The organism is Streptococcus ruminicola, from assembly GCF_011387195.1.
Lineage (GTDB): Bacteria > Bacillota > Bacilli > Lactobacillales > Streptococcaceae > Streptococcus > Streptococcus ruminicola.
Genome location: NZ_CP046919.1, coordinates 1,797,049 through 1,809,484, shown reverse-complemented (window position 1 = coordinate 1,809,484; position 12,436 = coordinate 1,797,049). Strand labels below are relative to the sequence as shown.

10 protein-coding genes are annotated in these 12,436 nt (G+C 38.1%); 9 read left to right on the top strand and 1 reads right to left on the bottom strand.

Features of this window, described 5'->3' with window-relative positions; all coding sequences use genetic code 11:
* The first annotated feature begins 223 nt into the window (after positions 1 to 223).
* From deoC to nox, 6 genes are all read left to right on the top strand, one after another.
* Positions 224 to 889, top strand: a complete 666-nt coding sequence (deoC, locus tag GPZ88_RS09170; protein WP_074625712.1) for a deoxyribose-phosphate aldolase — start codon at positions 224 to 226, stop codon at positions 887 to 889.
* Between the two features lie 193 nt (positions 890 to 1,082).
* The gene (locus GPZ88_RS09165) at positions 1,083 to 2,147 is read left to right on the top strand and encodes a BMP family lipoprotein (protein WP_166044198.1); all 1,065 of its coding nucleotides are present in this window, start codon (positions 1,083 to 1,085) and stop codon (positions 2,145 to 2,147) included.
* Positions 2,148 to 2,294: 147 nt separating this feature from the next.
* A complete protein-coding gene (locus GPZ88_RS09160) occupies positions 2,295 to 3,839 on the top strand; it encodes an ABC transporter ATP-binding protein (RefSeq protein WP_166044196.1) in 1,545 nt (514 codons plus the stop codon).
* Complete coding sequence (locus GPZ88_RS09155; RefSeq protein ID WP_074564775.1) at positions 3,832 to 4,884, top strand: ABC transporter permease; 1,053 nt, start codon at positions 3,832 to 3,834, stop codon at positions 4,882 to 4,884. Before GPZ88_RS09160 ends, GPZ88_RS09155 begins: the two co-directional genes overlap by 8 nt.
* A gap of 1 nt (position 4,885) precedes the next feature.
* Positions 4,886 to 5,842, top strand: coding sequence for an ABC transporter permease (locus GPZ88_RS09150; RefSeq protein ID WP_074560192.1), 957 nt, complete (start codon positions 4,886 to 4,888; stop codon positions 5,840 to 5,842).
* A 110-nt stretch (positions 5,843 to 5,952) separates the two neighbouring features.
* Positions 5,953 to 7,320 carry a H2O-forming NADH oxidase gene (gene nox / locus GPZ88_RS09145; protein ID WP_166044194.1) on the top strand — a complete coding sequence of 456 codons (1,368 nt, stop codon included), beginning with the start codon at positions 5,953 to 5,955 and terminating at the stop codon, positions 7,318 to 7,320.
* Positions 7,321 to 7,371: 51 nt separating this feature from the next.
* On the opposite strand, the gene GPZ88_RS09140 is transcribed toward nox, so the two are convergent.
* Entirely contained in the window at positions 7,372 to 8,361 is a 990-nt protein-coding gene (locus tag GPZ88_RS09140) for an L-lactate dehydrogenase (RefSeq protein WP_039696869.1), read from the bottom strand.
* A gap of 350 nt (positions 8,362 to 8,711) precedes the next feature.
* On the opposite strand from GPZ88_RS09140, the gene gyrA reads away from it, so the two are divergent.
* From gyrA to gloA2, 3 genes are all read left to right on the top strand, one after another.
* Positions 8,712 to 11,165 carry a DNA gyrase subunit A gene (gyrA, locus tag GPZ88_RS09135; protein ID WP_039696870.1) on the top strand — a complete coding sequence of 818 codons (2,454 nt, stop codon included), beginning with the start codon at positions 8,712 to 8,714 and terminating at the stop codon, positions 11,163 to 11,165.
* A gap of 1 nt (position 11,166) precedes the next feature.
* Positions 11,167 to 11,910 carry a class A sortase gene (locus GPZ88_RS09130; RefSeq protein WP_234791874.1) on the top strand — a complete coding sequence of 248 codons (744 nt, stop codon included), beginning with the start codon at positions 11,167 to 11,169 and terminating at the stop codon, positions 11,908 to 11,910.
* A gap of 66 nt (positions 11,911 to 11,976) precedes the next feature.
* Positions 11,977 to 12,390: an SMU1112c/YaeR family gloxylase I-like metalloprotein gene (gene gloA2 / locus GPZ88_RS09125; RefSeq protein ID WP_166044192.1), complete on the top strand. Its 414-nt coding sequence runs from the start codon at positions 11,977 to 11,979 to the stop codon at positions 12,388 to 12,390.
* Positions 12,391 to 12,436: the final 46 nt, after the last annotated feature.

Sequence of the window (12,436 nt, the reverse complement as noted above, 5' to 3'; positions counted from 1 at the left end):
CATATGTCATATTTAGTGCAAAAAGGTTGCTATAATAAGGTTTTTATATGGAAGTGAAACGAAATAAGCGTTTTAATGAATTTTCGGTTTTTGCCATTTTTACTCTTTATTAAAAAAATAGCAAAAAAGACTTACATTCTATCAAAAAAATGGTAGAATAGATGGAGTGTAATTATTAATGAAATGAAAATAACATTTTCAGGAAGGAACGGAAATTATATTAATGTCAATTAACAAATACATTGATCACACTTTATTGAAACCTGAAAGCACTCAAGATCAAATTGATAATCTTATTGCTGAAGCTAAAGAATACAACTTTGCTAGTGTCTGTGTTAACCCAACTTGGGTTTCTCATGCTGCAGAAGCCTTAAAAGATTCTGATGTAAAAGTATGTACTGTTATCGGATTTCCTCTAGGAGCTAACACAAGTCGTGTGAAAGCATTTGAAACAAAAGATGCTATCGAAAATGGTGCTGATGAGATTGATATGGTAATTAATATCGGTCGCTTGAAAGCAAAAGAGTATGATTTTGTTGAAAATGATATTCGTGCTGTTGTTGAAGCAAGCGGAGATAAATTAGTAAAAGTTATCATTGAAACATGCCTTTTAACTGATGAAGAAAAAGAAAAAGCATGTCAATTGTCAGTAGCCGCTGGAGCTGATTACGTTAAAACATCTACTGGTTTCTCAACTGCAGGAGCAAATGTACATGATGTTGCTCTTATGCGTAAAACAGTCGGTCCTAACATTGGTGTAAAAGCTGCTGGTGGTGCACGTTCATATGCTGACGCTGAAGCATTTGTCAATGCAGGTGCAACACGTATTGGGGCGTCTTCTGGTGTTGCAATTGTTAATGGTGAAACTGCTGCAGAAGGTAGCTACTAATCATTAATTAGAAGAACTTCAAACGATAACTTATTTTTGATTGTGGACGGTCGTGACGACGGTCAGGTGGTAACATTGCCACAGTTTTGTAGACTTTTTGGAGTCTATTTTCAGAGTGTTCATTAAGCCAATTGGCTTGATAGATTTTAGCAACAAACGTTGCTTATAAGTTTTTTAGGAGGGTTCATTTTTCATGAACAAGAAAATTGTTGGTCTTGGACTTGCTGCAGTAGCAACATTAGCGCTTGGCGCATGTAGTCGTTCAAATTCATCTAGCTCTAGCTCAAACTCAAGCGTAAAAGCTGCAATCGTTACTGATACAGGTGGTGTTGATGATAAATCATTCAACCAATCTGCTTGGGAAGGTATGCAAGTTTGGGGTAAAGAAAACAAATTGAAAAAAGATACTGACTACACTTACTTCCAATCTGATAGTGAGTCAGACTATGCAACAAACCTAGACTCAGCTGTTTCAAATGGTTACAACCTTGTTTTTGCAATTGGTTACAACCTTCACGACGCTGTTGATGAAGCTGCACCTCAAAACGAAGATACAAACTATGTTATTATCGATGATGTCGTTGCAGACCACAAAAACGTTGAAAGTGTATTGTTTGCAGATAACGAAGGTGCTTACCTTGCGGGTATTGCAGCTGCAATGCAATCTAAAACAAAACACGTTGGTTTTGTAGGAGGTGTCGAATCTGATACAATCACTCGCTTTGAAACTGGATTCAAAGAAGGTGTTGCTTCAGTAGATAGCTCAATCAAAGTTGACGTCCAATATGCTGGTTCATACTCTGATTCAGCTAAAGGTAAAACAATCGCTGCAACAATGTATGCTAGCGGTGCTGATGTTATTTATCATGCTGCTGGTGGTTCAGGTACTGGTGTCTTCTCACAAGCTAAAGAAATCAACGAAAAATTACCAGCTGATAGCGACAAAAAAGTTTGGGTTGTTGGTGTAGACCGTGACCAAACTGAAGAAGGTAACTATACTTCATCTGATAAAGTGAAATCAAACTTTGTTTTGACTTCAACAATCAAAGAAGTAGGTCAAGTTGTTAAAGATATCGCTAACGGTCAACTTAAAGATGAAAAATTCGGTGGTAACCAAACTCGTACATACGGTCTTAAAGATGGCGGTGTAGATCTTGTTACTACAAACCTTCCAGATAACATCAAATCTGCTGTAGAAACTGCAAAAGAAAAAGTTATCAAAGGCGAAGTAAAAGTTGATGATGGCGTAAACAAATAATCGCTCTTTTGAAAAAAGCGACCAAATTGGTCGCCTTTTTTCAGGGGCTGAGGTAAAAAGTCATTTTTATCTCAGTTAAGTTCATTAAAGGTCTTTTAATGGGCTTAACTGACCTAAAAATTATTATTAGACTGAAAGGGATCACACATGACACATGAAAACGTCATAGAAATGCGTGAGATTACCAAGAAATTTGGTGATTTTGTCGCAAATGACCATATTAATTTAGAAGTCAGAAAAGGTGAAATCCACGCTCTCCTCGGAGAAAATGGTGCCGGTAAATCGACTTTGATGAATATGCTTGCTGGTCTTCTACAACCAACAAGTGGTCAAATCTTAGTAAAAGGTGAAGAGGCTACACTAGATTCACCATCTAAATCAGCTAAGATGGGTATCGGAATGGTTCACCAACACTTTATGTTGGTTGAAGCTTTTACAGTTGCTGAAAACATTATCTTAGGTAATGAAGTAACAAAAGGTCCTAGAATTCTTGACCTTAAAAAAGCAAGTAAAGAAATCAAAGAATTATCTGAAAAATACGGTTTGGCGGTTGATCCGTCTGCTAAAATTTCTGATATTTCAGTTGGTGCGCAACAACGTGTTGAAATCTTAAAAACACTTTACCGCGGAGCTGAAATCATTATCTTTGATGAACCGACAGCTGTTTTAACACCTTCTGAAATCACTGAATTGCTTGATATTATGCGTAATTTGGTTAAAGAAGGTAAATCAATCATCTTAATCACTCACAAACTTGATGAAATTCGTGCCGTTGCAGACCGTGTTACAGTTATCCGACACGGTAAATCAATTCAGACAGTTCCAGTTGCTGATTCAACAAGTAACGAATTGGCTGAAATGATGGTTGGACGTGCTGTTTCATTTAAAACAGATAAAATTCCTGCTAATCCAAAAGATGTCGTTCTTTCAATCAAAGATTTAGTTGTTAACGAAAACCGAGGCGTTCCAGCTGTTAAAGAATTGTCATTGGATGTTCGTGCTGGTGAAATCGTTGGTATCGCAGGTATCGATGGTAATGGTCAAACAGAATTGGTTGAAGCATTGACTGGTTTGCGTAAAGTTGAATCAGGTAATTTCTTCATCAAAGGTGTTGACATGACTAACCAACGCCCACGTAAGATTACTGAATTGGGTGTTGGACACGTGCCAGAAGATCGTCACCGTGATGGTATGGTCCTTGATATGACCATTGCTGAAAACATTGCTCTTCAAACTTACTACAAAGAGCCATTCAGTAAACATGGTTTCATGAACTATCACAAGTTGAATGAACATGCTCGTCAATTGATGGCTGAATTCGACGTTCGTGCCGCAAGTGAATTGGTATCAGGTGGAGCTCTTTCAGGTGGTAACCAACAAAAAGCGGTTATCGCTCGTGAAATCGATCGCAATCCTGATTTGCTTATCGTAAGTCAACCAACACGTGGACTTGACGTCGGTGCGATTGAATATATTCGTAAACGTTTGGTTGCCGAACGTGATAAAGGTAAAGCCGTTTTAGTTATTAGTTTTGAATTAGATGAAATCCTTGATGTTTCCGACCGTATTGCCGTTATTCATGATGGTAAAATTCAAGGTATCTTAGACGCTGCCACAACCAATAAACAAGAACTTGGTATTTTGATGGCTGGTGGAAAAGTGGAAAAGGAGGATTCTAATGTTAATGTCTAAGAAAACCCAAAAATGGGCTGTTCCATTGATTGCAGTATTCCTTGGAATGTTACTCGGAGCAATCCTTATGCTTTGCTTCGGATATAATCCTTTGTGGGCATATAATGATTTGCTTTACACTGCATTTGGTTCAGTAAAAAATATTGGTGAAATCTTCCGTGCAATGGGTCCACTTATCCTGATTGCCCTTGGTTTCTCAGTTGCTTCAAAAGCTGGTTTCTTTAACGTTGGTCTTCCTGGTCAAGCGTTAATGGGTTGGGTAATGTCAGTTTGGTTTGCTTTGTCATTCCCTGATTTACCAAAACCAGTTTCAGTTATTTGTACTGTCTTAGTCGGTCTTATTGCTGGTGGTATCGCTGGTGCCATTCCTGGTATTTTACGTGCTTTCCTTGGTACAAGTGAGGTTATCGTTACAATCATGATGAACTACATCATCTTGTACGGAACCCAATATCTTATCCAAGATGTATTCCCAGATAAAATCATGCGTACAACAGAAGCAACTATCAAAGTTTCTGAAAATGCATCATATCAAACAGAATGGCTATCTGCTCTAACAGATAATTCACGTATTAACATCGGTATTTTCATCGCCTTATTTGCTGTCTTTATCGTATGGTTCTTAATGCGTAAAACAACATTGGGATATGAAATTACTTCTGTAGGGATTAACCCACATGCTGCTGAATACGCTGGTATGTCAGCTAAACATTTGATTGTAGTTTCAATGATTATCTCAGGTGCTCTTGCTGGCCTTGGTGGTACTGTTGAAGGTCTTGGAACATTCGGAAATGTCTATTCTCAAACAAGCTCATTAAGTATTGGATGGGACGGAATGGCCGTATCTCTACTTGCTGTTAATACAGCTCTTGGTATTCCATTTGCATCATTCTTATATGCCGTTCTTTCAATCGGTAAAACAGGTATGATTGGTATCCCATCAGAAGTTATCGATGTTGTGTCAGCCTTTATCATTTTCTTTGTCGGAGCTGATTACTTGATTCGTCAATTCATTAAAACTAAAAAAGAAGAAGGAGGAAAGTAAGATGAGTTTTTCAACAACGTTAGCCCTATTAGTTTCTTCCATGCTAATTTATTCTGCACCTTTGATTTTTACAAGTATCGGTGGAACATTCTCTGAACGTGGAGGTATTGTTAACGTCGGTCTTGAGGGGATCATGGTTATGGGTGCTTTCTCAGGTGTCTTGTTCAATCTCACTTATGCTGATGTTTTCGGACATGCGACACCTTGGGTTGCTTCAATTGTTGCTGGTTTAGTTGGTCTTTTGTACTCACTTATCCACGCAGTAGCAACTATTAACTTACGTGCTGACCACGTTGTATCTGGTACAGTATTGAACTTGATTGCACCATCGTTTGCGGTTTTCCAATGCCGTCACTTGTTTGGTAAAGGTCAAACAGATACAATTACTCAAACATTCGGTCGTTTTTCATTTCCTATTTTAAAAGATATTCCATTTATCGGAAAAATCTTCTTTAACAATACATCTTTGGTAGCATATGTAGCTATCTTGGTATCATTTATTTCATGGTACATCATCTTCAAGACACGCTTTGGTCTTCGTCTTCGTTCAGTTGGTGAACACCCACAAGCAGCTGATACACTTGGTATTAACGTTTACCTTATGCGTTATGCAGGTGTTATGATTTCAGGTTTCCTTGGAGGAATTGGTGGTGCTGTTTATGCACAAACGATTTCAAACAACTTTGCGGTTACAACAATTGCAGGTCCAGGTTTCATCGCTCTTGCTGCTATGATTTTTGGTCGTTGGAATCCAGTCGGAGCAATGCTTTCAAGTCTATTCTTCGGTTTATCACAATCTCTTGCGATTATTGGAGCACAATTACCATTCTTCTCAAGCATTCCATCAGTTTACCTTAAAGTTGCGCCATATGTATTGACAATCGTTGTTTTAGCAGCCTTCTTCGGTAAAGCTGTTGCACCAAAAGCAGATGGTGTTAACTACATTAAATCAAAATAAAACAAATAAGTTGGCATAATACCAACTTATTTTTAAGCTAAATAATTGTAAGCGCTTCAAATATATGATATAGTTACCTTAATAAATAAGATAATCGAGGTTACTTCTATATGAGTAAAATTGTTGTAATTGGAGCAAATCACGCTGGTACAGCTTGCATAAAAACGATGTTAACTAACTATGGTTCTGAAAACGAAGTGGTGGTATTTGATCAAAATTCAAATATTTCATTTTTAGGATGTGGTATGGCTTTATGGATTGGTCAGCAAATTTCAGGACCAGAAGGGCTTTTTTATTCAAATAAAGAAGAACTTGAGCAGTTGGGAGCAAGAATTTACATGAATTCTCCGGTAGAGTCAGTTGACTACGACAAGAAATTAGTGACAGCTCTGGTTGATGGGAAGCCTCACCTAGAAAGTTACGATAAATTAATTTTTGCGACAGGTTCAAGACCGATTATTCCACCGATTAAGGGAGTTGAGCTAAAAGAAGATAGCCAAGAATTTGAAGCTAAGTTGGAAAACATTCAGTTTGTAAAACTCTATCAAAACGCTCAAGATGTCATTCAAAAACTTAAGGAAAAAGAGATTTCACGTGTTGCAGTTGTGGGTGCTGGTTACATTGGTGTAGAATTAGCAGAAGCTTTTCAGCGTAAAGGAAAGGAAGTAACTCTGATTGATGTTGCAGATACGTGTCTTGCAGGTTATTATGATGAAGATTTAAGTGCTATTATGGCAAATAATCTTCAAGCTCACGGCATCAAGTTAGCTTTCGGAGAAACAGTAAAAGAAGTTGTTGGCAAAACAAAAGTTGAGAAAATCATCACGGATAAAGCAAGTTATAATGTTGATATGGTTATCCTTGCTGTTGGTTTTAGACCAAATACAAGCCTTGCTGCTGGAAATGTTGAACTTTTCAAAAACGGTGCTTTTCTTGTTGATAAAAAACAAGAAACAAGTCTCCCTGGCGTTTATGCAATTGGTGATTGTGCAACCATTTATAACAATGCTTCTCGAGAAACAGATTATATCGCACTAGCCTCAAATGCAGTAAGAACTGGTATTGTTGCTGCGCATAATGCTTGCGGACGTAATCTTAAAGGAATTGGTGTGCAAGGGTCAAACGGTATTTCCATTTATGGTTTAAATATGCTATCAACTGGTTTGACACTTGAAAAAGCAAAAGCTAAAGGGTTTGACGCAGAAGAAGTAGAATACAGCGATAAACAAAAACCAGATTTCATCGAGAAAAATAACTTCGAAGTCACTTTAAAGATTGTTTATGACAAAGAAAGTAGACGTGTATTAGGTGCTCAGATGCTAGCAATGGCAGATGTTTCATTAGGTATTCATCTTTTCTCACTAGCCATTCAAGAAGGTGTTACGATTGATAAATTAGCTCTCACAGATTTGTTCTTCTTGCCACATTTTAATAAGCCATATAACTACATTACAATGGCTGCCTTAAATGCAAAATAAGACACAAAAAAAGCTATCCTTACGGATAGCTTTTTATTTAAAAACTAGAAATTAGTTTTTGCAAGCAGAAGCGAATTCTTCTTTAGAGAAAGCTTCGTCGATGATAGCTTTCAATTCTTTAGCAGAAGCTTCCATTTTTTGTTGTTCAGCGTCATTCAATGGAATGTTAACTGGACGAACGATACCGTGTGCACCAACGATAGCTGGTTGACCGATGTAGCAGTCAGTTACGTTAGCGTATTGACCTTCTTGGAATACAGAAAGTGGAAGTACTGCATTTTCATCGTTAAGGATTGCTTTAGTGATACGAGCAAGCGCAACAGCGATACCGTAGAATGTAGCACCTTTTTTGTTGATGATTGAGTAAGCAGCGTCACGAACACCTTCGAAAAGTTCAACCAATTCAGCTTCTTCAACGTTTTGAACGTCTTTAAGGTAGCTTTCAAGGTTTACACCGGCAACGTTAGCGTGTGACCAAACAGCGAATTCTGAGTCACCGTGTTCACCCATGATGTATGCGTGAACTGAACGAGCATCAACATCAAGTTTTTCAGCCAATGCTTGACGGAAACGAGCTGAGTCAAGTGAAGTACCTGAACCGATAACGCGTTCTTTAGGGAATCCAGAGAATTTCCATGTAGAGTAAGTCAAGACGTCAACTGGGTTTGCAGCAACCAAGAAGATTCCTTTGAATCCAGATTTAACAACTTCAGTTACGATTGATTTGTTGATAGCAAGGTTTTTACCAACAAGGTCAAGACGAGTTTCACCTGGTTTTTGTGGAGCACCTGCAGTGATAACTACAAGGTCAGCATCTGCACAGTCTTCGTATTTAGCTGCGTAGATTTTTTTAGGTGAAGTGAAAGCAAGAGCGTGGCTAAGGTCTTCAGCATCCCCAACAGCTTTGTTGAACAATTGTGGGATTTCGATGATACCAAGTTCTTGAGCGATTCCTTGGTTTACAAGTGCGAATGCGTAAGAAGAACCTACGGCACCGTCACCAACAAGGATAACTTTTTTGTGTTGTTTAGTTGCAGTCATTTATCTAAACATCTCCTTAATTTTTTTAGGCTGACGCCCATACGAATAATATTTTAACACGTTAAGTGAGAAATGTCACGAACTTATTGTAAAAATTTGAAAAAAGAAGAAAGCAAAAATTTTAGGCGAAAACTCTCTATTTTTATCTTAAAAGTTAGTGAATTTTTCACAATGATTTTACTGATTTTTTGCCATATTATTATTTTGAAAATACTTAGGAAAACTTTGATAGCTAATCTTACATTTAGTTAATAAGACGTAAAAGGAGATTGGTCAAGATATGGTTTTACCGTACTTTTTGTGGTATAATATAGTTGAGTTTTACACTAGAAAAGGAGTGTTTTTCCTTAATGCAGGATAAGAATTTAATTGACGTAAATCTAACTTCAGAAATGAAGACAAGCTTTATTGATTACGCCATGTCTGTTATTGTTGCTCGTGCTCTTCCTGATGTACGCGATGGATTGAAACCAGTTCATCGTCGTATCTTGTATGGGATGAATGAGCTCGGTGTAACGCCAGATAAACCTCATAAGAAATCTGCACGTATCACCGGTGATGTTATGGGTAAATATCACCCACACGGTGATTCATCAATTTATGAAGCAATGGTGCGTATGGCACAATGGTGGAGCTACCGCCACATGCTCGTTGACGGACACGGAAACTTTGGTTCTATGGACGGAGACGGCGCAGCCGCACAACGTTATACAGAAGCACGTATGAGTAAAATCGCTCTTGAAATGCTTCGTGATATTAACAAGAATACTGTTGATTTCCAAGATAACTACGATGGTAGTGAACGTGAACCACTTGTTTTGCCATCACGTTTTCCTAACTTACTCGTTAACGGTGCGACAGGTATTGCCGTTGGTATGGCAACTAATATTCCACCACACAACTTAGGGGAATCTATTGATGCCGTTAAACTGGTTATGGATAATCCTGATGTTACAACACGTGAGTTGATGGAAGTATTGCCTGGTCCTGATTTCCCAACAGGAGCGCTTGTTATGGGTAAATCTGGAATTCGTAAAGCCTATGAAACTGGTAAAGGTTCTATCGTTCTTCGCTCACGTACTGAAATCGAAACAACTAAGAGCGGTCGTGAACGTATTGTTGTCACAGAATTCCCATACGGAGTTAACAAGACTAAAGTTCACGAACACATCGTTCGTTTAGCACAAGAAAAACGTATCGAAGGAATTACCGCCGTTCGTGATGAATCAAGCCGTGAAGGTATCCGATTTATCATTGAAGTGCGTCGTGACGCATCAGCAAACGTTATTCTAAATAACTTATTCAAACTTACTAGCTTGCAAACAAACTTCAGCTTTAACATGCTTGCTATTGAAAATGGTGTTCCGAAGATTCTTTCTTTGAAACAAATCATTGTTGATTACATTGAACACCAAAAAGAAGTTATTGTTCGTCGTACAGAGTTCGATAAAGCCAAAGCTGAAAAACGTGCTCACATCTTAGAAGGTTTGTTAATTGCACTTGATCACCTTGATGAAGTTATTAGCATTATCCGTAATAGTGAAACAGATGTAATCGCTCAAGGCGAATTGATGAGTCGATTCAACTTATCTGAACGTCAAAGTCAAGCTATCCTTGATATGCGTCTTCGTCGTTTGACAGGATTGGAACGCGAAAAAATCCAAGCCGAATACGATGACCTTCTCGCATTGATTGCTGATTTGGCTGATATTTTGGCAAAACCAGAACGCGTTATCACAATCATCAAAGAAGAAATGGATGAGATTAAACGTAAATACGCTGATCCACGTCGTACTGAATTGATGGTTGGTGAAGTTCTTTCACTTGAAGACGAAGATTTGATTGAAGAAGAAGACGTCTTGATTACTCTTTCAAATAAAGGATACATCAAACGTCTTGCTCAAGACGAATTCCGTGCTCAACGTCGTGGTGGACGAGGTGTTCAAGGAACTGGTGTTAATGACGATGACTTTGTTCGTGAATTAGTTTCTACAAATACCCATGACCATGTATATTTCATGACTAATAAAGGACGTGTTTACCGCTTGAAAGGTTATGAAATTCCTGAGTATGGTCGTACGGCTAAGGGATTGCCAATTGTTAACCTTCTAAAACTTGATGAAGGTGAAACTGTTCAAACTATTATCAGTGAAAAAGGCAGTGATGATAACGAAAATTACTTGTTCTTTGTCACACGACAAGGTGTTGTAAAACGTACCAAAGAGTCTGAATTTAGCAATATCCGTCAAAATGGTCTTAAAGCCCTTAACTTAAAAGAAGGTGACGAGTTAATCAACGTTATCCGAACAAACGGTAATGATGATATTATCATCGGAACTAAGACTGGTTACAGCGTTCGCTTTAACGAATCTGATGTTCGTAGCATGAGCCGTTCAGCAACTGGTGTTCGTGGTGTTAACCTTCGTGAAGGCGATGAAGTTATCGGTGCTTCACGTATTACAGATGACCAAGAAGTTCTTGTCATTACTGAAAAAGGTTATGGTAAACGTACACTAGCTTCTGAATATCCAACTAAAGGTCGTGGTGGTAAAGGTATCAAGACTGCTAATATTACTGAGAAAAATGGTCAATTGGCTGGACTTGTAACAGTTAACGGCGATGAAGATATCATGGTCATCACAGACACAGGTGTCATGATTCGTACAAGCGTCGCTGACATTTCTCAAACTGGTCGTGCAACATTGGGTGTTAAAATCATGCGCCTTGACCAAGATGCGAAAATCATGACTCTAGCTCTTGTTCAACCAGAAGAAGAACAAGAAACTGAAGAAGTAGAAGATTAGAATAATGAAAAAGAAGAAAACACATCGTTTTTTGACTTTCCTTAGGATTACACTTTGTTTAGTTCTATTGCTTTTAGGACTTGCCTTGATTTTTAATAAATCCATTTGTAATTTTTTGATTGGCCATCAGTCAAATCATTATCAAATCAACAAAGTCTCTAAAAAGAAGATTAAAGATAATCAAAATGCTAAAGTGACTTATGATTTCTCAGCAGTTGAACCTGTAACAGTCGAATCAGTGTTAAAAGCTCAGTCGGCTAATGTTGACCTTCCTGTGATTGGCGGTATTGCCATACCAGATCTTGGTATTAATCTCCCAATTTTTAAAGGTTTGGGAAATACTGAGTTGTCCTATGGAGCTGGAACGATGAAAGAAGATCAAGTAATGGGTGGACAGAATAATTACGCCCTTGCTAGCCATCACGTTTTTGGTATTTCTGGTTCATCTAAGATGTTGTTTTCACCTTTAGAGAATGCTAAGGCTGGAATGAAGATTTACCTTACCGATAAATCAACAATTTACACCTACGTTATCACTGAAAAATTTTTAGTGACACCTGACCGTTCAGATGTTTTAAATGATGTTCCTGATCAAGCTTTGGTCACTCTAGTAACTTGTACAGATCAGCAAGCAACTGAGCGAATTGTTGTTAGAGGTAGTTTAGAATCATCTATTGCCTATGACCAAGCTTCAAACGACATTCACAAAGCCTTTGATTACTCTTACAATCAAATGACCTTTTAAAGAAAAAAGCTGAGAGTAAGTTTTATTCTCGGCTTTTTCTAAACATACATTAACAAGGAGATTTTTATGAAATTAAACGCTGTTCACCATGTGGCACTTATCGTCTCTGATTATGACAAATCACGTAACTTTTACGTTAACAAACTTGGTTTTGAAATTATCCGCGAAAACCATCGTCCAGAACGTCACGATTACAAGCTTGATTTGAAATGTGGTTCTATCGAACTTGAAATTTTCGGGAATAAGACATCAGATCCAGCTTATGTTGCACCACCAAAACGTGTTGGGCAACCAGAGTACCATATGGAAGCTTGCGGTCTTCGTCATTTAGCTTTTTACGTTGAAAATATTGAAGCCTATAAGGCTGAGCTCGAAGATATGGGAATTTACGTGCAACCTATCCGTCACGATGACTATACTGGCAAGAAAATGACGTTCTTCTTTGACCCAGATGGCCTTCCCCTAGAACTACACGAGTAGAATGTGAGTAAATAACAGTTTTTTTCAGACGCTTTAAACAAGAAGT